Origin of the sequence: Ensifer sp. BR816, assembly GCF_000378985.1 — a bacterium.
Classification (GTDB): Bacteria; Pseudomonadota; Alphaproteobacteria; order Rhizobiales; family Rhizobiaceae; genus Sinorhizobium.
On sequence record NZ_KB905370.1, the window covers coordinates 5,452,954 to 5,479,301 of the forward strand.

The 26,348-nt window shown below is 62.8% G+C and carries 26 protein-coding genes; 21 read left to right on the top strand and 5 right to left on the bottom strand.

Annotated elements, in window-relative coordinates:
* Position 1 precedes the first annotated feature (1 nt).
* From RHIBR816_RS0126270 to RHIBR816_RS0126305, 8 genes are all read left to right on the top strand, one after another.
* A complete protein-coding gene (locus RHIBR816_RS0126270; protein ID WP_018239571.1) occupies positions 2-1,345 on the top strand; it encodes a pyruvate dehydrogenase complex dihydrolipoamide acetyltransferase in 1,344 nt (447 codons plus the stop codon).
* 55 nt (positions 1,346-1,400) lie between these two features.
* Positions 1,401-2,042: an SGNH/GDSL hydrolase family protein gene (locus tag RHIBR816_RS0126275; RefSeq protein ID WP_018239572.1), complete on the top strand. Its 642-nt coding sequence runs from the start codon at positions 1,401-1,403 to the stop codon at positions 2,040-2,042.
* 2 nt (positions 2,043-2,044) lie between these two features.
* A complete protein-coding gene (locus RHIBR816_RS0126280) occupies positions 2,045-2,626 on the top strand; it encodes an N-acetyltransferase (protein ID WP_026187445.1) in 582 nt (193 codons plus the stop codon).
* 18 nt (positions 2,627-2,644) lie between these two features.
* Complete coding sequence (lpdA, locus tag RHIBR816_RS0126285) at positions 2,645-4,090, top strand: dihydrolipoyl dehydrogenase (RefSeq protein ID WP_018239574.1); 1,446 nt, start codon at positions 2,645-2,647, stop codon at positions 4,088-4,090.
* A gap of 75 nt (positions 4,091-4,165) precedes the next feature.
* A complete protein-coding gene (locus tag RHIBR816_RS0126290; RefSeq protein WP_026187446.1) occupies positions 4,166-4,417 on the top strand; it encodes a GlsB/YeaQ/YmgE family stress response membrane protein in 252 nt (83 codons plus the stop codon).
* A 124-nt stretch (positions 4,418-4,541) separates the two neighbouring features.
* Entirely contained in the window at positions 4,542-5,513 is a 972-nt protein-coding gene (gene lipA, locus RHIBR816_RS0126295; protein WP_018239576.1) for a lipoyl synthase, read from the top strand.
* A 111-nt stretch (positions 5,514-5,624) separates the two neighbouring features.
* Entirely contained in the window at positions 5,625-6,416 is a 792-nt protein-coding gene (locus tag RHIBR816_RS0126300) for a class I SAM-dependent methyltransferase (RefSeq protein WP_018239577.1), read from the top strand.
* Between the two features lie 162 nt (positions 6,417-6,578).
* Entirely contained in the window at positions 6,579-7,028 is a 450-nt protein-coding gene (locus RHIBR816_RS0126305; protein ID WP_026187447.1) for a type II toxin-antitoxin system RatA family toxin, read from the top strand.
* Here RHIBR816_RS0126305 and RHIBR816_RS0126310 read toward each other — a convergent pair.
* Positions 7,016-7,513: a CinA family protein gene (locus tag RHIBR816_RS0126310; RefSeq protein ID WP_018239579.1), complete on the bottom strand. Its 498-nt coding sequence runs from the start codon at positions 7,511-7,513 to the stop codon at positions 7,016-7,018. The two genes, RHIBR816_RS0126305 and RHIBR816_RS0126310, sit on opposite strands and share 13 nt — an antisense overlap.
* Positions 7,513-8,727, bottom strand: a complete 1,215-nt coding sequence (locus tag RHIBR816_RS0126315) for a bifunctional 2-C-methyl-D-erythritol 4-phosphate cytidylyltransferase/2-C-methyl-D-erythritol 2,4-cyclodiphosphate synthase (RefSeq protein ID WP_026187448.1) — start codon at positions 8,725-8,727, stop codon at positions 7,513-7,515. The genes RHIBR816_RS0126310 and RHIBR816_RS0126315 overlap by 1 nt, the downstream gene beginning before the upstream one ends.
* A gap of 149 nt (positions 8,728-8,876) precedes the next feature.
* On the opposite strand from RHIBR816_RS0126315, the gene dusB reads away from it, so the two are divergent.
* From dusB to hflX, 8 genes are all read left to right on the top strand, one after another.
* Positions 8,877-9,905 carry a tRNA dihydrouridine synthase DusB gene (gene dusB / locus RHIBR816_RS0126320; RefSeq protein WP_026187449.1) on the top strand — a complete coding sequence of 343 codons (1,029 nt, stop codon included), beginning with the start codon at positions 8,877-8,879 and terminating at the stop codon, positions 9,903-9,905.
* Positions 9,902-11,056, top strand: coding sequence for a nitrogen regulation protein NR(II) (locus RHIBR816_RS0126325; protein WP_018239582.1), 1,155 nt, complete (start codon positions 9,902-9,904; stop codon positions 11,054-11,056). Before dusB ends, RHIBR816_RS0126325 begins: the two co-directional genes overlap by 4 nt.
* Positions 11,053-12,507: a nitrogen regulation protein NR(I) gene (gene ntrC, locus RHIBR816_RS0126330; RefSeq protein WP_018239583.1), complete on the top strand. Its 1,455-nt coding sequence runs from the start codon at positions 11,053-11,055 to the stop codon at positions 12,505-12,507. The genes RHIBR816_RS0126325 and ntrC overlap by 4 nt, the downstream gene beginning before the upstream one ends.
* A gap of 157 nt (positions 12,508-12,664) precedes the next feature.
* A complete protein-coding gene (locus RHIBR816_RS0126335) occupies positions 12,665-14,983 on the top strand; it encodes a HAMP domain-containing histidine kinase (RefSeq protein ID WP_026187450.1) in 2,319 nt (772 codons plus the stop codon).
* The gene (gene ntrX, locus RHIBR816_RS0126340) at positions 14,973-16,337 is read left to right on the top strand and encodes a two-component system response regulator NtrX (RefSeq protein WP_018239585.1); all 1,365 of its coding nucleotides are present in this window, start codon (positions 14,973-14,975) and stop codon (positions 16,335-16,337) included. Before RHIBR816_RS0126335 ends, ntrX begins: the two co-directional genes overlap by 11 nt.
* Positions 16,338-16,351: 14 nt before the next feature.
* Positions 16,352-17,215 (top strand): D-amino-acid transaminase, encoded by an 864-nt coding sequence (locus tag RHIBR816_RS0126345; RefSeq protein WP_018239586.1) that lies wholly within the window; start codon positions 16,352-16,354, stop codon positions 17,213-17,215.
* Positions 17,216-17,320: 105 nt separating this feature from the next.
* The gene (hfq, locus tag RHIBR816_RS0126350) at positions 17,321-17,563 is read left to right on the top strand and encodes an RNA chaperone Hfq (RefSeq protein WP_003535434.1); all 243 of its coding nucleotides are present in this window, start codon (positions 17,321-17,323) and stop codon (positions 17,561-17,563) included.
* 81 nt (positions 17,564-17,644) lie between these two features.
* Entirely contained in the window at positions 17,645-18,967 is a 1,323-nt protein-coding gene (hflX, locus tag RHIBR816_RS0126355; RefSeq protein ID WP_018239587.1) for a GTPase HflX, read from the top strand.
* Positions 18,968-18,988: 21 nt separating this feature from the next.
* On the opposite strand, the gene mazG is transcribed toward hflX, so the two are convergent.
* Positions 18,989-19,822 carry a nucleoside triphosphate pyrophosphohydrolase gene (gene mazG, locus RHIBR816_RS0126360; protein WP_018239588.1) on the bottom strand — a complete coding sequence of 278 codons (834 nt, stop codon included), beginning with the start codon at positions 19,820-19,822 and terminating at the stop codon, positions 18,989-18,991.
* Between the two features lie 5 nt (positions 19,823-19,827).
* Positions 19,828-20,415 carry a deaminase gene (locus RHIBR816_RS0126365; protein ID WP_026187451.1) on the bottom strand — a complete coding sequence of 196 codons (588 nt, stop codon included), beginning with the start codon at positions 20,413-20,415 and terminating at the stop codon, positions 19,828-19,830.
* Positions 20,416-20,645: 230 nt separating this feature from the next.
* Between RHIBR816_RS0126365 and cysG the strand changes: the two genes are divergently transcribed.
* From cysG to RHIBR816_RS0126390, 5 genes are all read left to right on the top strand, one after another.
* Positions 20,646-22,106: a siroheme synthase CysG gene (gene cysG, locus RHIBR816_RS0126370; RefSeq protein ID WP_018239590.1), complete on the top strand. Its 1,461-nt coding sequence runs from the start codon at positions 20,646-20,648 to the stop codon at positions 22,104-22,106.
* A 10-nt stretch (positions 22,107-22,116) separates the two neighbouring features.
* A complete protein-coding gene (locus RHIBR816_RS0126375; protein ID WP_018239591.1) occupies positions 22,117-22,434 on the top strand; it encodes a DUF2849 domain-containing protein in 318 nt (105 codons plus the stop codon).
* A gap of 14 nt (positions 22,435-22,448) precedes the next feature.
* Positions 22,449-24,122, top strand: coding sequence for a nitrite/sulfite reductase (locus tag RHIBR816_RS0126380; RefSeq protein ID WP_018239592.1), 1,674 nt, complete (start codon positions 22,449-22,451; stop codon positions 24,120-24,122).
* 26 nt (positions 24,123-24,148) lie between these two features.
* A complete protein-coding gene (locus RHIBR816_RS0126385) occupies positions 24,149-24,646 on the top strand; it encodes a DUF934 domain-containing protein (protein WP_018239593.1) in 498 nt (165 codons plus the stop codon).
* Between the two features lie 144 nt (positions 24,647-24,790).
* Entirely contained in the window at positions 24,791-25,603 is an 813-nt protein-coding gene (locus RHIBR816_RS0126390) for a ferredoxin--NADP reductase (RefSeq protein ID WP_018239594.1), read from the top strand.
* Positions 25,604-25,690: 87 nt separating this feature from the next.
* On the opposite strand, the gene RHIBR816_RS0126395 is transcribed toward RHIBR816_RS0126390, so the two are convergent.
* Positions 25,691-26,308 carry a GntR family transcriptional regulator gene (locus tag RHIBR816_RS0126395; RefSeq protein WP_018239595.1) on the bottom strand — a complete coding sequence of 206 codons (618 nt, stop codon included), beginning with the start codon at positions 26,306-26,308 and terminating at the stop codon, positions 25,691-25,693.
* Between the last annotated feature and the right edge of the window lie 40 nt (positions 26,309-26,348).

The window sequence follows — 26,348 nt, forward strand, 5'->3', positions numbered from 1 at the left end:
GATGCCAATCAACATCACAATGCCTGCCCTCTCTCCGACCATGGAAGAAGGCAATCTCGCCAAGTGGCTGGTCAAGGAAGGCGACAAGGTGAAGTCCGGCGACGTCATCGCCGAGATCGAGACCGACAAGGCGACGATGGAAGTCGAAGCCGTCGATGAGGGTACCGTCGCCAAGATCGTCGTTCCGGCCGGCACCGAAGGCGTCAAGGTCAATGCCTTGATCGCGGTGCTCGCCGCGGATGGTGAGGATGTCGCAACGGCGGCCAAGGGCGGCAATGGCGCAGCCGCGCCAGCGTCCGCCGCGAAGGTGGAAGCGCCTGCTCCAGCAGCGCCTGCCGCACCGGCACCGGTCGCAGCCCCCGCCGCTCCAGCTGCATCGGCAACGCCTGCACCGGCCGCCGGTGAGGGCAAGCGCGTCTTCTCGTCACCGCTCGCCCGGCGCCTTGCCAAGGAAGCGGGCATCGACCTCTCGGCAATTGCCGGTTCCGGCCCCTATGGCCGCGTCGTCAAGAAGGATGTCGAAACCGCCGTGTCCGGTGGCGCTGCCAAGCCGGCCGCAGCACCCGCTGCCGCGCAAGCACCGGCCGCGGCGCCGCTCGCCAAGGGCATGTCGGAAGACGCCGTGCTCAAGCTCTTCGAGCCGGGCTCCTACGAGCTCGTCCCGCATGACGGCATGCGCAAGACCATTGCCAAGCGCCTGCAGGAATCGAAGCAGACGATCCCGCATTTCTACGTTTCCCTCGATTGCCAGCTCGATGCGCTCCTGGCGCTGCGGGCCCAGCTCAATACGGCCGCGCCCGAGAAAGACGGCAAGCCGGTCTACAAGCTCTCGGTCAACGACATGGTCATCAAGGCGCTGGCGCTGGCGCTGCGTGACGTTCCGGACGCGAACGTCTCCTGGACCGACACGAACATGGTCAAGCACAAGCACGCCGATGTCGGCGTCGCGGTGTCGATCCCGGGCGGTTTGATCACGCCGATCGTCCGTCAGGCGGAGTTGAAGAGCCTTTCGGCCATCTCCAACGAGATGAAGGATCTCGGCAAGCGCGCCAAGGAGCGCAAGCTGAAGCCGGAAGAGTATCAGGGCGGCACGACCGCCGTCTCCAACATGGGCATGATGGGCGTCAAGGATTTCGCCGCCGTCGTCAACCCGCCGCATGCGACCATCCTTGCGGTCGGTGCCGGTGAGGAGCGGGTGATCGTCAAGAACAAGGAAATGGTCATCGCCAACATGATGACCGTCACGCTATCGACCGACCATCGCTGCGTCGACGGCGCGCTTGGTGCTGAACTGCTCGGCGCCTTCAAGCGCTACATCGAGAACCCGATGGGCATGCTCGTCTGATGCGTTTGGGACCGGCTTTTCAGCCGGTCCTTCCCCCTGACAAGCGAGTGGGCAGATGAAGACAGTCCTTTGCTATGGCGACAGTCTGACCTGGGGCTATGACGCGGACACTCTGGGCCGGCACTCTTTGGAGGATCGCTGGCCGAGCGTGCTGCAGAAGGCGCTCGGTTCCGGCGTCAACGTCATCGCCGAGGGGCTGAACGGCCGAACGACAGCCTATGACGATCATCTCGCCGACTGCGACCGCAACGGCGCGCGGGTGCTGCCGACCGTGCTGCACAGCCACGCGCCGCTTGATCTCGTCGTCTTCATGCTCGGCTCGAACGACATGAAGCCGATCATCCACGGTACGGCCTTCGGCGCGGTCAAGGGGATCGGCCGCCTCGTGAATTTGGTTCGCAAGCACGACTGGCCGACGGAGACGGAGGAAGGGCCGGATATCCTTATCGTCTCGCCGCCGCCGCTTTGCGAAACCGCCGACGGCGACTTCGCGGCGATGTTTGCCGGCGGCGTCGAGCAGTCGGCGATGCTGGCGTCGCTCTATCGCGATCTCGCCGATGAACTCGATTGCGGCTTCTTCGACGCCGGGTCGGTCGCCCGGACGACGCCGCTCGACGGGGTTCATCTCGACGCCGAGAATACCCGTGCGATCGGCCGCGGCGTCGAGCCGGTCGTGCGGATGATGCTCGGGCTCTGACGATGGCGGCTGGCGCGATCTTGAGACCGGCGATGCGAAGCGAGGCGGCAGAACTCGCGATCCTGATAGACATCGCGTCGCACGGCTTTGCGGCCTGGCTATGGTACGGCGGCGTCTTGGCCAAATCGGCGGAAACCGCCTTCGAAGACGGCCGCAACCGGTTGCGCCAGGATAGCGGCCTGGGAACATGGAGCGATGCGGTCGTTGCCGTCCTCGAAGAGGAGGTTGTCGGCGTCTCCGTTTCCTACGGGATCGACGCGTCGATCCTCGAGATCGAGCCGAAGCACCCGGTGCTCGCGCCCTTGCTGGCGCTTCAGAGAGAGGTTGTCGGCCACTGGTTCATCGACAGCCTCGGTGTCTACAGGGCGCATCGCGGCAAGGGGATCGGCGGGGCACTGCTCGAAAACGAATTTATCCGCGCCGGCGAGGCGCAGGTGAGCCTGATCACCGAGAGCCACAATGAAAAGGCGCAGGCGCTTTACAAGAGGAACGGCTTCGAAGAGGTGACCCGCGCTAGAGCCGTGCCGCCTTTCGAAGACAGCAGAAAACATGATTGGGTGCTCTTCACCCGCAAGGTCGCTTGAAACAAAGGTAGGAAACACATGGCTGAGAATTACGACGTCATCGTTATCGGTTCGGGCCCGGGCGGCTATGTCACCGCCATCCGCTCGGCGCAACTGGGCTTGAAGACGGCGATCGTCGAGCGTGAGCACCTGGGCGGCATCTGCCTCAACTGGGGCTGTATCCCGACCAAGGCGCTGCTTCGCTCCGCCGAGATCCTCGACCATGCCAATCACGCCAAGAATTACGGCCTGACGCTCGAAGGCAAGATGACCGCCAACGTCAAGGATGTCGTCGCCCGCTCGCGCGGCGTCTCGGCGCGGCTGAACGGCGGCGTCGCCTTCCTGATGAAAAAGAACAAGATCGACGTGATCTGGGGCGAAGCCAAGCTGACGAAGCCCGGCGAGATCGTCGTCGGCGCGCCGTCGAAGCCGGCCGTCCAGCCGCAGAACCCCGTGCCGAAGGGCGTCAAGGGCGAGGGCACCTATGCGGCCAAGCACATCATCATCGCGACGGGCGCGCGGCCGCGCGCGCTGCCCGGCATCGAGCCGGACGGCAAGCTGATCTGGACCTATTTCGAGGCGATGAAGCCCGAAGAGCTGCCGAAATCGATGGTCGTCATGGGCTCCGGCGCCATCGGCATCGAATTCGCGAGCTTCTACCGCTCCATGGGCGTCGATGTCACCGTCGTCGAACTGCTGCCGCAGGTCATGCCGGTCGAGGACGCCGAGATTTCCGCCCTCGCGCGCAAGCTGCTCGAAAAGCGCGGCATGAAGATCTTCACCGACGCCAAGGTCACGAAGGTCGAAAAGGGCGCCAACGACGTCACCGCCCATGTCGAGACGAAGGACGGAAAGGTCACGCCGATCAAGGCGGATCGCCTGATCTCGGCCGTCGGCGTCCAGGGCAATATCGAGAACCTTGGGCTGGAGGCGCTCGGCATCAAGACCGATCGCGGCTGCATTGTCACCGACGGCTACGGCAAGACCAATGTCGCCGGCATCTATGCGATCGGCGATGTCGCCGGTCCGCCGATGCTGGCGCACAAGGCGGAGCATGAGGGCGTGATCTGCGTCGAGAAGATCGCCGGCGTGCCCGGCGTCCACGCGCTCGACAAGGGCAAGGTCCCGGGCTGCACCTATTGCGACCCGCAGGTTGCTTCCGTCGGCCTCACCGAAGCAAAGGCCAAGGAACTCGGCCGCGACATTCGCGTCGGCCGCTATAGTTTCGGCGCCAACGGCAAGGCCATTGCGCTCGGCGAGGATCAGGGCCTGATCAAGACGATCTTCGACAAGAAGACGGGCGAGCTCTTGGGAGCGCATATGGTCGGCGCGGAAGTTACCGAGCTCATCCAGGGCTTCGTCGTCGCCATGAACCTGGAGACGACCGAGGAGGAACTGATGCACACGATCTTCCCGCATCCGACGCTCTCCGAAATGATGAAGGAGAGCGTACTCGATGCCTACGGAAAGGTGCTGAACGCCTGATGACGTGCGACCGTCCGGAACTTGCGGTATACTCACGCATTGATTGCGATACGGCATCAGCGCGCGGAGGTCGTCATGAGCGTGAACGGCGTGGGTATTCTGGCAGCGATCATCATCGGTGGGCTGGCCGGCTGGCTGGCGGAGAGATTCATGAACAGCCAGATGGGGCTGTTCATGAACATCATCCTCGGCATCATCGGCGCGGTCGTCTTGAATTTCATCCTGGCGGCCTTCGGCATGGCCTATACCGGCTGGATCGCCTATCTGATCATCGGTTTCATCGGCGCCTGCCTGCTGATTGCCGCAGGCCGTGCCGTCCGAGGATAGAGACAAGCTTACCATTCGCTTTCGGTCAGGCTGCCATGCAAATGACGGCCTGACTTTTTATGTCCGGCTGTTTATATAGATCGTCAAACCAGCGGCCCCCGGCCGATGCGATGAAGGAAGACAGATGGTAACGGTTTTCGATGCGGTGTCGGATCGGGTTGAGCGTGTTCGCCATCCGGAAAAGGCGCACAGGCCGGACACGGAAGTGCTGCGCAAGCCGGACTGGATCCGGGTGAAGGCGCCGACCTCGAAGGGTTACATGGAGACCCGCTCGATCGTGAAGGGCAACAAGCTTGTCACGGTCTGCGAGGAAGCCGGCTGCCCGAATATCGGCGAATGCTGGGACAAGAAGCACGCCACTTTCATGATCATGGGCGAGATCTGTACGCGAGCCTGCGCCTTCTGCAATGTCGCGACCGGCAAGCCGAACGCCCTCGACCTGGACGAGCCCGCCAATGTCGCCAAGGCCGTCAAGCAGATGGGCTTGAGCCACGTCGTCATCACCTCGGTCGACCGCGACGACCTCGAGGACGGCGGCGCGGAGCATTTCGAGAAGGTGATTTTTGCGATCCGCGAGGCGTCACCCACGACGACGATCGAAATCCTGACCCCGGACTTCCTCAAGAAGCCAGGTGCGCTGGAGCGCGTCGTGGCCGCCAAGCCTGACGTGTTCAACCACAATCTCGAGACCGTGCCGGGTAACTACCTCACGGTGCGGCCTGGCGCGCGCTACTTCCATTCGATTCGTCTCCTGCAACGGGTGAAGGAACTCGATCCGACGATGTTCACCAAGTCGGGCATCATGGTCGGCCTCGGCGAAGAGCGCAACGAGGTGCTGCAACTGATGGACGACCTGCGCACCGCCGACGTCGACTTCCTGACGATCGGCCAGTACCTGCAGCCGACCCGAAAGCACCACAAGGTCGAGAAATTCGTGACCCCCGAGGAGTTCAAGTCCTACGAGACGGTCGCCTACACCAAGGGCTTCCTGATGGTCGCTTCGAGCCCTCTCACCCGCTCGTCGCACCACGCCGGCGACGATTTCGCGCGGCTGAGGGCGGCGCGGGAGAAGAAGCTGCTGGCCGCAGCGGAATAGTTTGCCGGTTCCAATGGCCGTTTCCCAATTGGAAACTGGTCGCCCTTGCTTGATCAGGCATGAGAATGTAAATCGCAACCTCTGGATGTGGCTCTATCGACGGAGGATGCGATGCAATCTGCCGAGGTTGGTGCTTGCTGGGACGCGAATGCGGAGAACTGGACGAAGTTCTCGCGCGCAGGCTACGATGTTTATCGGGATGCGCTGAATACTCCAGCTTTTTTGGAAATGCTTCCGCCCATTCGCGCGTTGCGCGGTCTCGATCTGGGTTGCGGCGAAGGCAGCAACACCCGTCTTCTTGCCGAACGCGAGGCACTCATGGTTGCGGTGGACATCGCGCCCACCTTCATTCGTCACGCCGAGGAACAGGAGGCAATTGACCCTCGCGGCATCCAATACATGCTTGCCGACGGTCGAGATCTGCCTTTCGATGACAGTGCGTTCGATTTCGTGACAGCCTTCATGTCGTTGATGGACATGCCTGATCAGCGTCGTGTCCTGCAGCAGGTTTTTCGGGTGCTTCGCGTTGACGGTTTCTTTCAGTTCTCCATCCTGCATCCGTGTTTTGTACCCCCCTATCGCAAGACCCTCCGCGATCGGGATGGCAACTGCCGGGCTGTGGAGGTGGCGGACTATTTCGATGAGACCGACGGACGTATCGAGACTTGGCTATTTTCGACGATTCCGCCACAGGAACGGGGTGATGCGGCTCCGTTTCGGGTCCCGCGCTTTCACCGGACACTCGGAAGCTGGATGAAGATGATCATTGAGTCAGGGTTCTCTATAGAAGAATTTCGCGAACCGATGGCATCTGACGAGGTCGCGCGGCAGTACCCGACCGTGGCCGATACGCGCGTGGTTCCAATGTTTCTGCATATACGCCTCAGGAAGCCTTGTCTCTGAGCGACAACCGGTTGGACGGATGTTCTGGCACCACTCCCACGGGCTCGCGAAGTGCGGACGTTTCAGACTGACCTCCGAAATCTGGGGAGCTTATTCTGGAAGACTTGTTCCGATGATGCTCAACTCCTTGATCTTCTCGCGCACCGGCCTTAACTCCAAACCATGCCGCACTTTGAAACCAACCATGTCGTTAACCACTCGGCCGAGCAGATGTACAACCTCGTCGCCGATGTCGAGCGCTATCCAGAATTCCTGCCGCTTTGCGAGGCGCTGAGCGTGCGCTCGCGCAAGGAGCGCGACGGCAAGGTGTTGCTGCTCGCCGACATGACTGTCGGCTACAAGGCGATCCGCGAGACGTTTACGACGCAGGTCCTGTTGAAGGCTGCGGAACGGGTGATCGACGTCAATTACATCGAAGGTCCGTTCAAATATCTCGATAATGTCTGGCGCTTCGAGCCGGTGAACGAGAACCAGTCGATCGTGCATTTCTACATCGACTACGAATTCAAGAGCCGCATCCTCGGCGCCCTGATGGGCTCGATGTTCGATCGCGCCTTCCGGATGTTTTCCGAGGCTTTCGAGAAGCGGGCCGACGCGGTCTACGGCTCCTGAGCGATCTCCCTTAGGAGATCGAGCGCCGTTCTCACCGTTGCGAGCCGCACCGCATCGCGCCCGATATCGCCATAGCGCATCTCGCGGTGAAGGAATTTGCCCGACCGCGCTGCCGCAGCGAGGTGGACAAGCCCGACCGGCTTCTCGACCGAGCCCCCGCTGGGGCCGGCGATTCCAGTGACCGCGACGGCGAGATGGGCGTCGGAGCGGGAAAGGGCACCCCGCGCCATTTCCGCAGCCGTTTCGCGGGAGACGGCGCCGTGGGCCGCGAGCGTCGCGCCGTCAATGCCAAGCATGTCGATTTTCGCCGCGTTGGAATAGGTGACGAAGCCGCGGTCGACGACGGCGGACGAGCCGGCAATCTCGGTCAGCGCCGCGGCGATCAATCCGCCGGTGCAGGATTCGGCGGTGGCGATCTTCAGCCCGCGTGCGGTGAAGTCGGCAATGATGGCGCGTGCTTCCCGCTCGATATCGGCCGGCCACATCAGGCTTTCGTCTCCGGCACATAGACGACCGTTGCGGTGGCGATTGCCGCGATGCCTTCCCGGCGCCCGACGAAGCCGAGCTTCTCGTTGGTCGTCGCCTTCACCGAGCAGCGGTCGAGGGTGATGTCGAGCATGGCGGCAAGGTTCTCGCGCATCTGCTGGCGATGGGGTCCGACCTTCGGCGCCTCCGCGATCAGGGAAACGTCCGCATTGGTGATGATGCCGCCGCGCTCGCGCACGATCCGTGCGGCGTGCTCCAGGAAGATGCGCGAGGCGGCGCCCTTCCATTGCGGATCCGAAGGCGGGAAGTGGTCGCCGATGTCGCCGGCGCCGCAGGTGGCGAGCAGCGCGTCGGTCAAGGCATGCAAGGCGACATCCGCGTCGGAATGGCCGGAGAGCTTGCGGTCATGCGGAAGGAACACGCCGCAGAGCGTGACGCCGTCGCCCTCGACGAGCTCGTGCACGTCGTAGCCATTGCCGGTGCGCACGTCGGGGATTGCGTGGCGGGTCAGCCTTTCATCGGCCATCGATATGTCCCTCTGAAGGGTGAGCTTGAGATTGTCCGGCGCCCCTTCGACGAGCACGACCGGGATGCCGGCCCATTCGGCGATGGATGCGTCGTCGGTAAAGTCGCTTCGGCCGCTGGCGCTTGCCGCCCGGTGGGCGGCAAGGATTGCCTCGAGGCGGAAGCATTGCGGCGTCTGGGCAGCGTAAAGGCCGCCCCGCGGCACTGTCTCCTCGACGATGCGGCCGTCCGTCGCCCGTTTCAGCGTGTCGGCAACGGCGATTGCCGGCAATACGGCCTCGGCCCCGCCCTGGAGCGCTGCACGGCAGCGGTCGAGCAGGGCGTGGTCGATGAAGGGGCGCACGGCGTCCTGGATCATGGCGTGTCGAACACCGGCCTTGGCGAGCGCTTCCAGTCCGGCAAGAACAGAGAGTTGCCGCGTCGGACCCCCGTGAACCACCGCCGCGTCGATCGGGCAGTTCATCCGCTTGAGCGCCGCGGCGAGAAGCGCTTCGTCGTCGGGATGGATGACGACCACGACCGGCCCGGCGCCCGCCCATGTCGCGAAAACGTCAAGTGTATGGGCGATAACGGGGCGGTCGCCGATCGTCCGGTACTGTTTCGGCCCTTCCGCCGATTGGCCGGCGCGTTCGCCGCGGCCGGCCGCAACGACGACGACGCCACAGGAGAACTGTTCTTCCGGCTGCATCTTCTGTATGGGGTCCCGCAATTCGCTGATCTTCGCCGTCATGTACCGCGATGATCTCGCCATTGCCAGTCATGTGAGGAATTTTGTCGGGCGCGTGGAAAACGCTTGGCAAGCCCAATATCTATGGCTAAAAATAGTGCATCAAAATGATCTGCCTGAAAGATATGCATTTGCCACCATCGGCCCTGTCATCGTCGCTCCGGATCGGGAATGTTGAAATCCGCAATCGGGTGGCGCTCGCGCCGATGTCCGGCGTAACCGACTTGCCGTTCCGCATGCTCGCCTGGCGCTTCGGTGCCGGATTTGTCGTGACCGAAATGGTCGCAAGCCGCGAACTGGTCGGCAATGCGGCCGAATCCTGGGCACGGCTGCGGAATTCCGGCATAGATCCCCACATTGTCCAGCTTGCCGGACGCGAGGCCTACTGGATGGCCGAGGCCGCCAAGATCGTCGAAGCCAACGGCGCCGACATCGTCGACATCAATATGGGCTGCCCGGCCAAGAAGGTTACCGGCGGCTATTCCGGCTCGGCGCTGATGCGCGACCCGGATCATGCCTTGTCGCTGATCGAGGCGACCGTGAAAGCAGTTCGCGTGCCGGTAACGCTGAAGATGCGGCTCGGCTGGGACGAGAATTCGATCAACGCGCCGCTGATCGCACGCCGGGCCGAGGAAGCCGGCGTGCAGGCGATCACCATTCACGGCCGTACCCGCATGCAATTCTATACCGGCAAGGCGGATTGGGATGCGATCCGCGCAGTTCGCGACGAGATCTCCGTCCCGCTGATCGCCAATGGCGACGTCGACACGATCGCCGACGCCACGGATATCTTGCGTCGCTCCGGTGCCGACGCCGTCATGGTGGGCCGCTCATGCCAGGGGCGGCCGTGGCATGCGGGCGTGCTTGCGGGCGCTGCAAGCAAACCGGATGAAGCGGGAATCGCCGCAATATTCGTCGAGCACTACGCAATGATGCTCGAATTCTACGGATCCGAGATCGGTCTTCGCCACGCCCGCAAGCATGTCGGCTGGTATCTTGAGCGTTTCGCGCCGGATCTTGCGGCCGCGGACAAGGCGGAAATCCTGACGTCGAAGGACGTAAAACTGGTCAGCGATCGCGTTACGGCTGCGATTGCTCGCCCCGGCGTGGCGCCGGTTACGGGGGAAATGGCGGCATGACCGAAAAGACAATGGTCCCGGAATCGGCTGAAGCCGCGAGCGAGCTCTCGTTGGCCGTGCTGAATGCCATACAGAACCCGGTCATCCTCGTCGACGAGAATGGCCATGTCGCCTTCGCGAATTGGGAGGCGGAGTCCTTCTTCGGGGCGAGCGCCAACCATCTCGCCCGTCACGATATCAGCGCCTTCATTCCCTTCGGCAGTCCGCTTTTGACGCTGATCGACCAGGTGCGCGAGCGGCGTGCGCCGGTCAACGAATACCGGGTCGATCTGAGCTCGCCGCGCCTCGGCGCCGACAAGCTGGTCGATCTTTACGTGGCCCCGGTGCTGTCGCAGCCGGGATCCGTGGTGATCGTCTTCCAGGAACGCTCGATGGCCGACAAGATCGATAGGCAGCTCACGCACCGGGCAGCCGCGCGGTCCGTGACAGGGCTTGCATCGATGCTGGCCCACGAGATCAAGAACCCGCTATCCGGCATAAGGGGCGCGGCGCAGCTCCTCGAATCATCGGTCACCGACGAAGATCGGGCGCTGACGCGGCTGATCTGCGACGAGACCGACCGCATCGTCTCCCTCGTCGATCGCATGGAAGTGTTTTCGGACGAGCGGCCGGTCGATCGGGTGCCGCTCAATATCCATTCGGTGCTCGACCATGTGAAGGCGATCGCCAAGGCGGGTTTTGCCCGCGGCATCAAAATCACCGAAAATTACGACCCGTCGCTGCCGCCGGTCTATGCCAACCGCGACCAGCTCGTCCAGGTCTTCCTCAACCTGGTCAAGAACGCCGCCGAGGCCATCGGCGATCGGCCGGAAGGCGAGATCATGCTGACGACGGCCTATCGGCCAGGCATCCGGCTCTCGGTAGCGGGGACCCGCGAAAAGATCTCGCTGCCGCTGGAGTTCTGCGTGCACGACAACGGGCCAGGCGTTCCGTCCGACCTGCTGCCGCATCTCTTCGACCCGTTCATCACGACGAAGACGAACGGTTCCGGTCTTGGTCTGGCGTTGGTGGCCAAGATCATCGGCGGCCATGGCGGCATCGTCGAATGCGACAGCCAGCATAGCCGCACGACCTTTCGCGTTCTGATGCCTGCCTCCAAGGGACGCGCGGCGGATGACGTAATTCCGATGACAAAAGGAACCAATGCATGACCGGCGCCACGATCCTCGTCGCGGATGACGACGCAGCCATTCGCACCGTGCTCAACCAAGCGCTCAGTCGTGCCGGATACGATGTCCGCATCACATCCAATGCGGCGACTCTCTGGCGCTGGATCGCCGCTGGCGATGGCGACCTCGTCGTCACCGATGTCGTAATGCCGGACGAAAACGCCTTCGATCTCCTGCCGCGGATCAAGAAAGCGCGACCCGACCTGCCGGTGCTGGTGATGAGCGCCCAGAACACCTTCATGACCGCCATCAAGGCGTCGGAGAAGGGCGCCTATGATTATCTGCCGAAACCCTTCGATCTGACCGAGCTGATCGGCATCATCGGCCGGGCGCTGGCCGAGCCGAAGCGTCGCCCCTCCAAGCTGGACGACGATTCGCAGGATGGCATGCCGCTCGTCGGCCGTTCCGCTGCCATGCAGGAAATCTATCGCGTTCTCGCCCGGCTCATGCAGACCGACCTGACGCTGATGATCACCGGTGAATCGGGAACCGGCAAGGAACTGGTCGCACGCGCGCTGCACGACTACGGCAAACGCAGGAATGGCCCCTTCGTCGCCATCAACATGGCGGCGATCCCGCGCGACCTGATCGAATCGGAATTGTTCGGTCACGAGAAGGGGGCATTCACCGGCGCTCAGACGCGCTCCACCGGCCGCTTCGAACAGGCCGAGGGCGGAACGCTCTTCCTCGACGAGATCGGCGACATGCCGATGGATGCGCAGACGCGGCTGCTGCGCGTGCTGCAGCAGGGCGAATACACGACCGTCGGCGGGCGCACGCCGATCCGCTCCGACGTGCGCATCGTCGCCGCGACGAACAAGGACCTGAAGCAGTCGATCAACCAGGGTCTTTTCCGCGAGGACCTCTACTATCGCCTGAACGTCGTGCCGCTGCGCCTGCCGCCGCTGCGCGACCGCGCCGAGGATATTCCCGACCTCGTCCGGCATTTCGTCCAGCAGGCCGAAAAGGAGGGGCTCGACGTCAAGCGGTTCGACCAGGAGGCGCTGGAACTGATGAAGGCGCATCCCTGGCCGGGCAACGTTCGCGAACTCGAGAACCTCGTGCGCCGTCTGACTGCACTTTATCCACAGGACGTGATCACCCGCGAGATCATCGAGAACGAACTGCGCTCCGAGGTGCCCGACAGCCCGATCGATAAGACCGCGGCGCGGCCGGGCTCGATGTCGATCTCGCAGGCGGTCGAGGAGAACATGCGGCAGTATTTCGCAAGCTTCGGCGAGGCGTTACCGCCGACGGGCCTTTATGACCGGGTGCTTGCCGAAATGGAGTATCCGTTGATTCTCGCTGCCTTGACGGCGACGCGCGGCAATCAGATCAAGGCAGCCGATCTCCTCGGCTTGAACCGCAATACGCTCCGTAAGAAGATCCGGGAACTGGGCGTCTCGGTCTATCGGAGCTCGCGCACGGCTTGACTGCTTTGCAACACCGTTGCATTTTCGCCACAATGCGTTGCTTGAAGGGCTTGTAGGGCGATCGATTCGATCTGCATCTGGGCAATGGCGGCGGCGCATGCCGGCGTCGGTCCGGGCCGAGGCACGTTCAATATCTTGGTCCGGAATGCAGGCGAGTGTGCCGGTGTCATCGGTAGCACCGGTTTTGGGGGATGCTTTTTTCATGGTGGATGGAATGGCCTTGCCATTGGGCACGGAGGACGGTGTCGCGGCTGCCCAGGATCGGCGAGCCTCCTTCGCGTTCCCGGGCCTGATGCTGGCCACCGGTGCGCTGGTCTGCGCCACCCTGTCGCTGTTCGTCCTTCTCGGCCTCACCCCCGTTCGGCCGGAACGAAACATCGTCATTGCCTGCGCGGGCATTAACGGCGTCTTCGTCGTCGGGCTGATCTATCTCATCGCCCGCGAAATTATCCGGCTGCTTCGCGCCCGCAGCAAGGGCAGGGCGGCGGCGCGGCTTCATGTGCGTATCGTCGCCCTGTTCTCGATCGTGGCGATAACACCGGCCATCCTCGTCGCGATTTTTGCCAGCATCACTCTCGATGTCGGCCTCGATCGCTGGTTCTCGCTACGCACCCAGGCGATCGTGCGATCGTCGCTGAACGTCGCTCAGGCCTATGTTCTGGAGAATGCCAGCTACCTCCAGGGCCAGACGGTTTCGATGGCCAACGACCTGGAGCGCAACCGTCAGCTCTACGCCCTCGACCGCACCGGCTTCACCGATCTGATGACGCGGCAGGCGCGGGGGCGCGGTATGCTCGGCGCATTCCTCGTCCGCGCCGACGGCAGCGCCATCCTGCAAGCCGATATCTCCACCGAGCGGCCCTTGCCGGCTATCCCGCAGGATGCGTTGAAAAGCACGGTCGCCGGCCAGCCGACGCTCATCCCTCCGGGCGTCACCAACCTTGTGGGAGCCGTCGTCCCGCTTGAGAACTTTCCGGGGATTTACCTCTACACGCTTCGAAACGTCGATCCCGAAGTCATGCGCTCGATGCGGCTGATGGAAGAGAACACCGCCGAGTACAAGACACTCGAGGCAGGGCGCACGTCGTTGCAGATCGCCTTCGGCGTTCTCTACATCGGTTTCGCGCTCATCGTGCTCCTGGCGGCGATCTGGACCGCTATCGCGGTCGCCGACCGTATCGTCCGCCCGATCCGGCAACTGATCGGCGCGGCCGACAGCGTCGCCTCCGGCAATCTCGACGTCGTCGTGCCGGTGCGCGCCGTCGACGGCGACGTCGGAAACCTGTCGCGCACCTTCAACAAGATGGTCAGCGAGATCAGGACGCAGCAGGATCAGATCCTTGTCGCCAAGGACGAGGTCGACCAGCGCCGCCGATTCATCGAAGCGGTGCTTTCCGGCGTCACGGCGGCCGTGATCGGCGTCGGCCGGGACCGGCGCATCACGATCGCCAATCCCTCATCGGAGGAATTCCTGCGGAAGTCGGCTCCCGGACTGCTCGGCGCAAGTCTGCGCGAGGTGGCGCCGGAGATCGAGGAGGTGTTGGTCGAGGCGGAGAGCCGTTATCGCAACGACTACCGCAAGCAGATCAACATCATGCGCGGTGGAACCGAGCGCACGCTGAACGTTCAAGTGACCCGGGAAGAGGGCGACGGCTCGAACGGCTCCTATGTCATCACCATCGACGACATCACCGATCTGGTCATTGCACAGCGTTCGACCGCCTGGGCGGACGTCGCCCGGCGCATCGCGCACGAGATCAAGAACCCACTGACGCCGATCCAGCTTTCGGCCGAGCGCTTGAAGCGGCGCTATGGCAGGCAGATCGACCAGGAGGACAAGGCCGTGTTCGACCAGTGCACCGATACGATCGTGCGCCAGGTGGAAGACATCGGCCGGATGGTCGACGAGTTCTCGGCCTTTGCACGAATGCCGAAACCGACGAAGGAAAAGTCCGACCTGCGCTCGATCCTCAAGGATGCGGTCTTTCTGCGAGAGATGGGCAACAGCCACATCATCTTTGTTCGCGATTTCGGCGACGACGCGCTCGAGGGCCAGTTCGACGGCCGCATGCTGGGCCAGGCCTTCGGCAATATCGTGAAGAATGCGGTGGAGGCGATCGAAGCGGTACCGGCCGAGGCGGCCCGCGGCGCACCCAGGATCCTGGTTCGCTCCCGTCGCGACGATGCGACCGGCCGCTTCGTGGTCGATGTCATCGACAACGGCAAGGGGCTGCCCACGGAAAACCGGCACCGTATTCTGGAGCCATACATGACGATGCGCGAGAAGGGCACGGGACTGGGTCTCGCCATCGTCAAGAAGATCATCGAGGACCATGGCGGACAATTGGAATTGCACGATGCACCGGCGGATTTCGACGGCGGTGTCGGGGCGATGATCCGCGTGATCCTGCCGCCCGCCGGCGAAACCGGGGGCGACGAGACTGTGAAGGATAAGGGTAATACCAATGGCGGCTGACATTCTGGTTGTGGATGATGAGGAAGATATCCGCGAGATCGTCTCGGGCATCCTGTCGGACGAGGGCCATGAGACGCGGACGGCTTTCGACAGCGACAGCGCACTTGCGGCCATCAACGACCGCGTGCCGAGGCTGGTTTTCCTTGACATCTGGATGCAGGGCAGCCGGCTGGACGGACTGTCGCTGCTCGACGAGATCAAGAGCCGTCATCCGGATCTGCCGGTGGTCATGATTTCCGGCCACGGCAATATCGAGACGGCCGTTTCCGCGATCAAGCGCGGCGCCTACGACTTCATCGAGAAGCCGTTCAAGGCCGACCGGCTGATCCTGATTGCCGAACGGGCATTGGAGAATTCCAAGCTCAAGCGCGAGGTGTCGGAGCTCAAGAAGCGGTCCGGCGATCCGGTCGAGCTCATCGGCACGTCGGTCGCGGTCTCGCAACTGCGGCAGACGATCGAAAAGGTCGCCCCCACCAACAGCCGCATCATGATCCAGGGACCTTCCGGCTCCGGCAAGGAGCTGGTGGCGCGCATGATCCATAGGAAGTCGACGCGCGCAGCCGGACCCTTCGTCGCCTTGAACGCTGCCGCGATCACGCCGGATCGCATGGAGATCGCTCTCTTCGGCACCGAGGGCACCGCCGGCCAGCCGCGGCGCACGGGCGCGCTGGAGGAAGCCCATGGCGGTATCCTCTATCTCGACGAGGTCGGCGAGATGCCGCGTGAGACGCAGAACAAGATCCTGCGTGTGCTCGTCGACCAGCAGTTCGAGCGTGTCGGCGGTTCGAAGCGCGTCAAGGTGGACGTCCGCATCATTTCCTCGACCGCCTACAATCTCGAAAACATGATCGCCGAGGGACTCTTCCGGGAGGACCTTTATCACAGGCTGGCCGTCATCCCAGTGCGCGTTCCGGCGCTCGCCGAGCGGCGCGAGGATATCCCCTTCCTGGTCGACATGTTCATGCGCCAGGTGAGCGAACATGCCGGCATCCGGCCGCGCAAGATCGGTGAGGATGCGCTCGCCGTGCTCCAGGCGCATGACTGGCCGGGCAATATCCGGCAGTTGCGCAATAACATCGAACGCCTGATGATCCTCGCCCGAAGCGACGGACCGGATACGCCGATCAGCGCCGACATGCTGCCGAACGAGGTAGGCGACACGCTGCCGAAGATTTCCGCCAAGGGCGACCAGCACATCATGACGCTGCCACTGCGCGAGGCGCGCGAAATGTTCGAGCGGGATTATCTGATTGCCCAGATCAATCGCTTCGGCGGAAACATTTCGCGCACGGCGGAATTCGTCGGCATGGAGCGCTCGGCGCTTCATCGCAAGCTGAAATCGCTGGGCGTCTGAGGCCGCAAAGCGCAATGCCGAGAACCGCCTATGTCAACGGCGCCTATGTGCCGCATTCCGAGGCCGCAATCCATGTGGAAGACCGTGGCTACCAGTTTGCCGACGGCGTCTACGAGGTCTGCGAGGTGCGCCACGGCCTCATAGTCGATCTCAGTCGCCACCTCGACCGCCTCGACCGGTCGCTGAGCGAACTCAGGATAAGCTGGCCGATGAGCCGGGCGGCCCTGATCCACGTCATTCGGGAGGTTCTGCGCCGGAACCGGGTGCGCAATGGGCTTTTCTATCTTCAGGTGACGCGCGGGGTCGCCCGGCGCGATCACGTCTTCCCGGCGCAAGACACGCCGCCGTCGATCGTCGTCACGGCGAAGCGGACGGATGCGGCCGCGATCGCCAGGAAGAATGCCGAGGGCATCGCCGCGATCACCGTGGCGGAGAACCGGTGGGACCGGGTCGATATCAAGACGGTCGGCCTTCTTCCGAACGTCCTCGCTCGCCAGAAGGCGAAGGAACTCGGTGCGCAGGAAGCGATCTTCGTCGATGCGGACGGCATGGTCAAAGAGGGCGCGGCGACGAATGTCTGGATCGTCGACGGCGAGGGAACGTTGCTGACGCGCCCCGCCGAGCACGGCATACTGCGCGGTATCACGCGCAGGACACTGATGGACGTTGCAAAGCCGCTCGGCCTGAAAGTGGAGGAGCGGGCATTCTCTGTCGAGGAAATGCTGGGCGCGCGGGAAGTGTTCATCACCGCCGCAACCAGCATCTGCTTTCCGGTCGTTTCGATAAACGGAAAGACGATAGGCAACGGCCACCCCGGAAGCATAGCACAGAATATTCGTGAAGCCTTTTTCGACGTTGCGGAGAAGACGGCGATTTGATACCAAACTTGAAGAGGTGTCGGGGAAGGCTCTGTGACACCTCTGATCGCAAATTTGACAAAATGCACCGGTGCCCAAGCCGGCAAATAAGAAAGAAGCGGCGCGATGGCGGAACGTTCTCAAAACTTGCAGGATCTCTTTCTCAATACGGTCCGCAAGCAAAAAATTTCATTGACCATTTTCCTTATCAATGGCGTGAAACTGACGGGTGTTGTGACATCTTTTGACAATTTCTGTGTTCTGTTGCGCCGTGACGGCCATTCCCAGCTCGTCTACAAGCACGCCATCTCGACAATCATGCCGGGCCAGCCTCTGCAGATGTTCGAGAATGAGGAAGCGGCCTCCTGACGGGACCTGAGGATCATTAACAAGCGTAATTCGAAATCGCCGTCGTCGATCATTCCGGAGCTCGAGAAGCGCCGTGATGACATGCGCGCGGTTGTCGTCGTGCCGGTCCTCAAGAAGACCGGCAAGCAAGCCACAGACCTGGCGATGGCCACAACGCGATCGGACGAAAGCCGGCTGGAAGAGGCGACCGGGCTTGCGGTCGCCATCGACCTCGACGTCGTGCATGGCACGGTCGTCCCAGTGGCGCAGCCGAAACCCGGCACGTTGCTTGGCAGCGGAAAGATCGAGGAAATCGGCCATATCCTGAACGAGAGGGATGCCGGCCTGGTCATCGTCGATCACCCGCTGACGCCGGTGCAGCAGCGCAATCTCGAGAAGGAATGGAACGCCAAGGTCATCGACCGGACAGGGCTCATTCTCGAGATTTTCGGCCGGCGCGCCTCCACCAAGGAGGGCACGCTTCAGGTCGATCTCGCCCACCTTAACTATCAGAAGGGCAGGCTGGTTCGAAGCTGGACCCACCTTGAGCGCCAGCGCGGCGGCGCGGGCTTCATGGGCGGCCCGGGCGAAACGCAGATCGAAGCGGACCGTCGTCTGCTGCAGGAGAGGATCGTCCGGCTGGAGCGCGAATTGGAGCAGGTGCGGCGGACGCGCCAGCTGCATCGCTCGAAGCGCAAGAAGGTGCCGCACCCGATCGTCGCGCTGGTCGGATATACCAATGCCGGCAAGTCGACGCTGTTCAACCGGATGACCGGTGCCGGCGTGTTGGCCGAGGACATGCTCTTTGCGACGCTCGATCCGACCCTCCGGCGGCTGAAGCTGCCGCATGGCCGAATGGTCATCCTGTCCGACACCGTCGGCTTCATCTCCGACCTGCCGACGCACCTCGTCGCAGCCTTCCGCGCGACACTGGAAGAGGTGCTCGAGGCAGACCTCATTCTGCATGTCCGCGATCTCTCCGACCCGGACAATCAGGCGCAGGCAGGCGATGTGCTGCGTATCCTCGCCGATCTCGGCATTGACGAGAAGGAGGGCTCCGAGCGCATCGTTGAGGTCTGGAACAAGATCGACAGGCTCGAGCCGGAGGTGCGCGAGGCATTGGTGAACAAAGCGGCGGGCGCCGACAACACCGTCGCCGTTTCGGCGATCACCGGCGAAGGCGTCGACGATCTGTTAGCCGAAATCGGCCAGCGGCTTTCGGGCGTCATGACCGCGTGCAACATCGTGCTCGCACTGGACCAGCTGCAATTCCTGCCCTGGATCTATGAGCACGCGATCGTCGATGGCCGCGACGATCTCGAAGACGGTAGGGTCAGTCTCGACCTGCGCTTGACCGAGACCGAGGCCGCCGAACTCGATAGACGGCTGGGCAACGGGCCGAAGCCTGTTGCGGAGGATTGGTAGGCGTGACGTAACGGCATGCCGTTACGTCAATTGCCTTTCGATCGCCTTTGCCGCCTGCCAAAGTTCTTCCATGCGGTCCAGCGATGCAGCATCCAGCGTCTCGCCACCGGCAGTGAGCTCGCGCTCGATATGGCCGAAGCGGCGCCGGAATTTGGTGTTGGTTCCGCGCAGTGCCATTTCCGGATCGGTACCGATATGGCGGCCGATATTGACCAGCGCGAAGATCAGGTCGCCGAGTTCGTCGGCAACCTTTCGCCGATCGCCGTCCTTCAGCGCCTGGCGCAACTCGCCGATTTCCTCCTCGACCTTGTCGAGGATCGGTTCCGGCTCCGACCAGTCGAAGCCGACTTTGGCCGCGCGCTCCTGAAGCTTGAGCGCTTCGACCAGCGCCGGAAAACTCCGCTGCACCGAGCCGAGATGTCCGGAATGCTCCTCCAGCAGCAGGCCGCGGCGCATGCGGCGTTGCTGCCGGTCGGCCTTCTCGGCCTGCTTGATCTCGTCCCATTGCAGCTTGACCGCCTCGGGCGTATCGGCGTCGGAGCGGGCAAAGACATGCGGGTGGCGGCGGATCATCTTGCGGGTGACGGCTTCCACGACGTCGCCGAAGGAGAATTCGCCGGCCTCGTCCGCCATCTGCGCGTGATAGACCACCTGCAGCAGCAGGTCGCCGAGCTCGTCGCAGAGATCGTCCATGTCATGGCGCTCGATCGCGTCGGCGACCTCGTAGGCTTCCTCGATCGTGTAGGGTTTGATCGTCTCGAAGGTCTGGACGATATCCCAGGGACAGCCGGTCTTCGGGTGACGAAGCGCGACCATGATATCGATGAGGCGTTGAGTATCGCGAGAAGGTTCCATCGGACTCAGTTCAGCGGTATGGCGTTGTTGTTCTTGCCCGCCTGATACGTGTCGGACAGGCGGTTGTAGCGATCGCGGATGCGCGCATCCTGCGCCGCGAGCCGCTTTGCGGTTTCCGGATCGGCATCCTGCATAAGCGCTGCAATGGAGGCCGACTTCCAGAAGGCGTTTTCCCGGGCATAGCCGCCCGGCTCGAGCCGGAAGACTTCCTTGAGGATCTTCAGGTCGTGCGGGATCGAGAAACTGTCGCGCGAATCCTGGTGGCTGAAAAAGTAGTAGAAATTGTCGAAACCGGCCCAGGTGATCGCCGAGAGACACATGGAGCAGGGCTCGTGCGTCGACAGGAAGATGAGTTCGCGCGTGTCGGGCTTCTCCGCCATCTCGTAGAAGCGCTTCAGCGTATGGACCTCCCCATGCCACAAGGGGTTCTCGGTCTCGTTGTTGGTCTCGGCCAGCACGAGCGATAGATCGGCCTTGCGCAGGATCGCCGCACCGAACACCTTGTTGCCTGCCGCCACCCCCTTCTCGGTCAAGGGGAGTATATCGGTTTCGATGACCGCCAGCAGCCGCTCGGCCAATTCGGATGTCTTCATCCTGGCATTCCCCGGAAAATGTCTGCCGGCATTTAACGGAGGTTCGGCGGTCGGCGCAATGGCGGTGCCGCTGCGGTTCGCAATCATCCTCCGGAGATATTTGCTCAAAAAGATTGGCTGTCGAGCAAAACAATACGTGCCCGTAAACCCATAGAAATTTCTGTTTCTTCAATTGTCTGCGGCTATGAGGGATATTCGCCGCAGCCTGTAGAAGGAGCCACCCCCTCGATATGTCGCAGCAACTGTCCGTTTTCCCGGCATTCTTTCGCGTCGCGCAGAAAAGCGTGGCGGTGTTCGGCAATGGGGACGAGGCCTTCGCCAAGGTACGGCTGCTGTTGAATACCGAAGCGCGCATCCTCGCTTATGCGGATCAACCGGAACCGGCCTTCGAGGCTTTCCTGAAGGACAAGGGCATCGAAACGGTCCGCCAGCCCTTTGCCGACCATCAGGTCGAAGGCGCAGTACTGGTCTTTGCGGCGACCGGTGATGCCGCTGCCGACCGGGGGATCGTGTCCGCGGCGCGCGAGCGCAAGATTCCCGCCAATGCCGTCGACCAGCCCGACTATTGCGATTTCCTGACGCCTGCGCTCGTCAACCGTGCCCCGGTCGCTGTCGCGATCGGCACGGAAGGGGCAGCGCCCGTTCTGGCGCAGATGATCCGCGCCCAGATTGATCAGCTGCTGTCGCCGTCGCTCGGCATCGTTGCAACTTTGGCTGCAAGCTACCGCGAGGCAGTCGATCGCCTTATCCCGCGCGGCGTGGCGCGCCGCGTCTTCTGGCGGCGCTTCTTCTCGGGACCGGTGGCGGATCATGTTGCGCTCGGCGATCTCGGCTCCGCCCGCCGCGAGGCTTCTCGGCTCCTCGATGCGGCCGACCGTGTTTCCGGCCATGTCTGGCTGGTCGGCGCCGGTCCGGGTGCAGAGGATCTGCTGACGCTGAGGGCGCAGCGAGTGATGATGGAAGCGGACGCCATAGTCTATGATGCGCTGGTGCCGCAGGCGATCGTCGATATGGGCCGCCGCGACGCCGAGCGGCTTTCGGTCGGCAAGCGCAAGGGATGCCACACCAAATCTCAGGGCGAGATCAATCAGTTGCTGGTGAAGCTTGCCAAGGAAGGTAAGCGTGTTGTGCGGTTGAAATCCGGCGATCCGCTAATCTTCGGCCGCGCCGGCGAGGAAATGGCCGCGATGCGCGAGGCCGGTGTCAGCTATGAGATCGTCCCCGGCATCACCTCGGCCTTTGCTGCGGCCGCGGATTTCGAACTGCCGCTGACGCTTCGCGGCGTTGCATCGTCGCTGGTCTTCACGACAGGCCATGATCTCGCCGGTGATGTGCTTCCCGACTGGGCGCGGCTTGCCGTGTCCGGCGCGACGATCGCCGTTTATATGGGCCGCACGGTGGCGGCTTCGGTCGCTGGTCGGCTGATGCAGGCGGGGCTGCCGGCGGAGACGACGGTCGCCGTCATTGAGAACGCCAGCCGCGCCGAACGGCGCCTGCTGCACGGCATCCTTCGTGAACTGCCGGATCTCGAGAACCGGACGGAGCTCGACGGCCCGGTCATGGTGATCATCGGCGATGCGGTCGCCGGTGCGAACTTCGACCGTTCGGAACCACTCGCTGCCGGCCGGCGCAAGAGTGCCGACCCGAGCCAGGCTTCCGGCGCGAGACGCGCCGAACAGATATCGAATTGAGGACGACGCAATGGTGAGCAAGGTTTTGACGGCAAATCGCTTGGCGGACGGCATTTCCGTCTGGCTTGACGCCTCCGGCAATTGGGTGGAATCGCTGCAGGCTGCCTTTATTGCCCGCCATGCCGAAGCGGTTGCCGCCCTCGATGCGACCGGCAAGACCGCCTTCGCCGACAACAAGGTCGTCGACGTCAATGTCGTTGACGTGGAAGAGGTGGACGGCATACTCCGGCCGCTTCGCATGCGCGAGCGGATCCGGGCGGAAGGCCCGTCGATCGCCTATGCTCCCGGATATCATGGGCTTTCCGGCCCGAAGAACTTTGCTGCCTGAGGATCTGAGCTTCCATGTACCGTTACGACGAATTCGACCACGCCTTCGTTTCCGCACGCGTCGAGCAGTTCCGCGATCAGGTCGAGCGGCGGCTGTCCGGTGAACTGGCCGAGGATGCCTTCAAGCCGCTGCGTCTGATGAACGGCGTCTACCTCCAGCTTCACGCCTACATGCTTCGCGTCGCGATTCCCTACGGCACGCTGTCCAGCCGCCAGATGCGCATGCTCGCCCATATCGCCCGCAAATATGATCGCGGCTACGGGCACTTCACGACGCGCCAGAACATCCAGTACAACTGGCCGCGCCTTTCCGACACGCCGGACATCCTCAAGGACCTGGCGAGCGTCGAGATGCACGCGCTGCAGACCTCCGGTAACTGCATTCGCAACGTCACCGCCGACCATTTCGCCGGTGCAGCGGCCGACGAGGTCGCCGATCCGCGCCCCTATGCGGAAATCCTTCGCCAATGGTCGAGCGTCCATCCGGAGTTCTCGTTCCTGCCGCGCAAGTTCAAGATCGCCGTCACCGGCGCCGAGCGCGATCGTGCCGCCATCCAGGTGCACGACATCGGCCTGCATCTGAAGAAGGATGAGAACGGCAAGCTCGGCTTTGCCGTCTATGTCGGCGGCGGCCAGGGCCGCACCCCGATGATCGCCAAGAAGATCCGCGACTTCCTGCCGGAAGAGGATTTGCTCTCCTATACGACGGCGATCATGCGCGTTTACAACCTCTATGGCCGGCGCGACAACAAGTACAAGGCGCGCATCAAGATCCTCGTGCACGAGACCGGTGCGGAGGAACTGGCGCGCCAGGTGGAGGTCGAATTCGCCAACCTCAAGAACACGGAACTGAAGCTGCCCGACGCCGACATCCAGGCGATTGCGGGCTATTTCGCACCGCCGGCGCTGGCGAACCGGGCGGAAGGCTGGGAAAACCTTGCCCGCTGGAAGAAGGCCGATCCGGCCTTTGCCGAGTGGGTGCACCAGAACGTCCAGCCGCACAAGCATCCGGACTACGGAATGGTGACGATCTCGTTGAAGCCGATCGGCGGCATTCCGGGCGATGCGACCGACAGCCAGATGGAAATCGTGGCCGATATCGCCGAGGAATACGCCTTCGACGAGATCCGCGTCAGCCACGAGCAGAACCTGATCCTGCCGCATGTGGCACTTGCCGACCTGGAACCGGTCTACCGGGCGCTGGTCGCCGCTGGCCTGGCGACCGCCAATGCGGGGCTGATCACTGATATCATTGCCTGTCCCGGGCTCGACTACTGCGCGCTTGCCAATGCGCGCTCTATTCCCGTCGCGCAGGAGATTTCCAGCCGCTTCGGTTCGCCCGAGCGGCAGGCTGAGATCGGCGACCTGAAAATCAAGATTTCCGGCTGCATCAATGCCTGCGGCCACCACCATGTCGGCCATATCGGCTTGCTGGGCGTGGAGAAGAAGGGCGCGGAACTCTATCAGATCACCCTTGGCGGGTCCGGCGACGAGAACACCTCGATCGGCGAGATCATTGGCCGCGGCTTCGAGCCGGAGAAGGTGACGGATGCGGTTGAGACGATTGTCGACACCTATCTCGGCCTGCGCCGCGACCAGTCGGAAACCTTCCTCGAAGCCTATCGCCGCGTCGGGCCGCAGCCTTTCAAGGATGCGCTCTACGGCGGTGGCGCCCAGGAAGCCGCGTGAACGAGCCGCTATAAGGATTTGAGAAGATGACGAAAATCTGGAATGAACGCGGCTTCGTGAGCGATGACCCGTGGATCGTCGAAACTGAAGAAACCAAGGCCGGCTCGAACGAAAAGGCGATCCTAGGCCTCGACGCGTTTCTGGAACAGGCGGCGGCTGGCGGTTCTGGTCTTGGTGTCCTGATTGGCCCGGCCGACGACGTGACGCGGCTCTCGCCCCATCTCGACCGCATTGATCTGGTAGCATTAGCTTTCCCGGCCTTCAACGACGGGCGTGCCTTCAGCCACGCTTCGCTGTTGCGCAGCCGGCTGGGATTCGAAGGCGAGGTCCGTGCCGTTGGCGACGTGTTGATCGACCAGATTCCGCTGATGCTGCGTTGTGGCGTCGACAGTTTCTCGGTGACCAACGCGACGGCTATCAAGCGGCTCTCGGAAGGGCGCCTGCCGGGCATCGACAATCACTACCAGCCGACGGCAAAGCCGTCGACCGATGCCAAATCCTATAGCTGGCGCCGCGTCTCGTAAAAAACGCGGCCCGCGACAGTGTGAAGCAAGCCGAAATCCTCGAAAGAGCCTATATTTGGAAGGGAATTCCTTTCAATTTGCCAAGGCTTGGAATATCCGCTCGTAGTTGATAAAAAGCCTCACCATTACAGGACTGAAGCAACGATGAATGCGCCGGCAAAAAAGGAAGATTTCGCGGTACAGGCACCGGCGGGTGTCTTCGTCGAAACGGTCACCAGCGTCGAACACTATACGGACCGGCTGTTCCGCTTCCGCATGACGCGCCCGCAGGAGTTTCGCTTCCGCTCCGGCGAGTTCGCGATGATCGGTTTGATGGTCGGCGACAAGCCGGTCTATCGCGCCTATTCGATCGCAAGCCCGGCCTGGGACGAGGAACTTGAGTTCTTCTCGATCAAGGTGCCCGACGGCCCGCTAACTTCGCATCTGCAGACGATCAAGCCGGGCGACCAGGTGCTGATGCGCAAGAAGCCGACCGGTACTCTGGTGCTCGACGCGCTCGTGCCTGGCCGCAGGCTCTACATGTTCTCGACCGGCACGGGCATTGCTCCCTTTGCGAGCCTGATGCGCGATCCGGAGACCTATGAGAAGTTCGAGGAAGTCATCCTCACCCATACTTGCCGCGACGTGGCCGAGCTGAAATACGGCTTCGATCTGGTCGAGGAAATCCGCAACCACGAATTCTTGAATGAGATCGTCGGCGACAAGCTGCGCCACTATGCGACCGTGACGCGCGAGGACTACCCGTTCAAGGGCCGGATTACCGACCTGATGACGAACGGCAAGTTCTTCGCCGACCTCGGCCTGCCGCCGCTCGACCCGGCAATCGACCGCGGCATGATCTGCGGCTCGACCGCCATGCTGAAGGACACCAAGGAAATCCTCGAAGCCGCCGGCCTGACGGAAGGCGCCAACAACAAGCCGGCCGAGTTCGTCATCGAGCGCGCCTTCGTCGGCTGAGACGAACCACCATTCTGATTGGAACTAGGGGTGCATCCAGCGATGCACCCCTTCTCGTTTTACCCGTCCAGCAAGCGCAGATGCGGCCTAACCGTCGGCGAGATAATCCATCAGCCGTGACATGGAAGCGGCAGCGTCCGCCGGGTCCGCCGCCTCGATCGCGCGCATGACCTTCACGTGGCGCTCCACCGAGCCCTTCATCTTTTCCGGCGTAGCGGATGCGAACCAGATGCGGCGCGCATGGGTCTGGAGCGGCGCCAGTGCCGCCGTCAGGAACCGGTTCGGGCAAGCCTCTTCCATCACCTCGTCGAACATTTTGTCCGCTACAAGAAAGCCCTCGAGATCGCCCCGGCCGGCGCAGCCTGCCATTTGTTGTCTGCAGTCGCTTATCTCCTGGCGGGCTTCGGCGCTTGCATGCTCCGCCACGAGCGCCGCCGCCAAGGGTTCCAGCTGTTGTCGGGTCTGCATCACATGGACCCGATCGTCCGGTCGGATGGTGCTGATTTGCAAGCCGACCCGCGGGCGAACCTCGATCAGACCCTGCCAGGCGAGCTTCTGGATCGCCTCGCGGACAGGCGTGCGGCCGTGATTGGCGAGTTCGAGCAGACGCCGTTCGGTGACGAGCGTTCCCGGCTTCAGCTTCAATGTGACGATGAGGCGTTCGAGCGCCAGATAGGCGAGGTGGGCCTGCGATTGAGACGACATGAATGCCCTTGGCTTTGTGATATATCAGAGATTGACACAG

Excerpts from the sequence above, each read along its gene's own strand:
- RHIBR816_RS0126270 (WP_018239571.1), top strand. The coding sequence starts at position 2 with ATGCCAATCAACATCACAATGCCTGCCCTCTCTCCGACCATGGAAGAA.
- RHIBR816_RS0126275 (WP_018239572.1), top strand. The coding sequence starts at position 1,401 with ATGAAGACAGTCCTTTGCTATGGCGACAGTCTGACCTGGGGCTATGAC.
- RHIBR816_RS0126280 (WP_026187445.1), top strand. The coding sequence starts at position 2,045 with ATGGCGGCTGGCGCGATCTTGAGACCGGCGATGCGAAGCGAGGCGGCA.
- lpdA (WP_018239574.1), top strand. The coding sequence starts at position 2,645 with ATGGCTGAGAATTACGACGTCATCGTTATCGGTTCGGGCCCGGGCGGC.
- RHIBR816_RS0126290 (WP_026187446.1), top strand. The coding sequence starts at position 4,166 with ATGAGCGTGAACGGCGTGGGTATTCTGGCAGCGATCATCATCGGTGGG.
- lipA (WP_018239576.1), top strand. The coding sequence starts at position 4,542 with ATGGTAACGGTTTTCGATGCGGTGTCGGATCGGGTTGAGCGTGTTCGC.
- RHIBR816_RS0126300 (WP_018239577.1), top strand. The coding sequence starts at position 5,625 with ATGCAATCTGCCGAGGTTGGTGCTTGCTGGGACGCGAATGCGGAGAAC.
- RHIBR816_RS0126305 (WP_026187447.1), top strand. The coding sequence starts at position 6,579 with ATGCCGCACTTTGAAACCAACCATGTCGTTAACCACTCGGCCGAGCAG.
- RHIBR816_RS0126310 (WP_018239579.1), bottom strand. The coding sequence starts at position 7,513 with ATGTGGCCGGCCGATATCGAGCGGGAAGCACGCGCCATCATTGCCGAC.
- RHIBR816_RS0126315 (WP_026187448.1), bottom strand. The coding sequence starts at position 8,727 with ATGCAGCCGGAAGAACAGTTCTCCTGTGGCGTCGTCGTCGTTGCGGCC.
- RHIBR816_RS0126325 (WP_018239582.1), top strand. The coding sequence starts at position 9,902 with ATGACCGAAAAGACAATGGTCCCGGAATCGGCTGAAGCCGCGAGCGAG.
- ntrC (WP_018239583.1), top strand. The coding sequence starts at position 11,053 with ATGACCGGCGCCACGATCCTCGTCGCGGATGACGACGCAGCCATTCGC.
- ntrX (WP_018239585.1), top strand. The coding sequence starts at position 14,973 with ATGGCGGCTGACATTCTGGTTGTGGATGATGAGGAAGATATCCGCGAG.
- RHIBR816_RS0126345 (WP_018239586.1), top strand. The coding sequence starts at position 16,352 with ATGCCGAGAACCGCCTATGTCAACGGCGCCTATGTGCCGCATTCCGAG.
- hfq (WP_003535434.1), top strand. The coding sequence starts at position 17,321 with ATGGCGGAACGTTCTCAAAACTTGCAGGATCTCTTTCTCAATACGGTC.
- hflX (WP_018239587.1), top strand. The coding sequence starts at position 17,645 with ATGCGCGCGGTTGTCGTCGTGCCGGTCCTCAAGAAGACCGGCAAGCAA.
- mazG (WP_018239588.1), bottom strand. The coding sequence starts at position 19,822 with ATGGAACCTTCTCGCGATACTCAACGCCTCATCGATATCATGGTCGCG.
- RHIBR816_RS0126365 (WP_026187451.1), bottom strand. The coding sequence starts at position 20,415 with ATGAAGACATCCGAATTGGCCGAGCGGCTGCTGGCGGTCATCGAAACC.
- cysG (WP_018239590.1), top strand. The coding sequence starts at position 20,646 with ATGTCGCAGCAACTGTCCGTTTTCCCGGCATTCTTTCGCGTCGCGCAG.
- RHIBR816_RS0126375 (WP_018239591.1), top strand. The coding sequence starts at position 22,117 with ATGGTGAGCAAGGTTTTGACGGCAAATCGCTTGGCGGACGGCATTTCC.
- RHIBR816_RS0126380 (WP_018239592.1), top strand. The coding sequence starts at position 22,449 with ATGTACCGTTACGACGAATTCGACCACGCCTTCGTTTCCGCACGCGTC.
- RHIBR816_RS0126385 (WP_018239593.1), top strand. The coding sequence starts at position 24,149 with ATGACGAAAATCTGGAATGAACGCGGCTTCGTGAGCGATGACCCGTGG.
- RHIBR816_RS0126390 (WP_018239594.1), top strand. The coding sequence starts at position 24,791 with ATGAATGCGCCGGCAAAAAAGGAAGATTTCGCGGTACAGGCACCGGCG.
- RHIBR816_RS0126395 (WP_018239595.1), bottom strand. The coding sequence starts at position 26,308 with ATGTCGTCTCAATCGCAGGCCCACCTCGCCTATCTGGCGCTCGAACGC.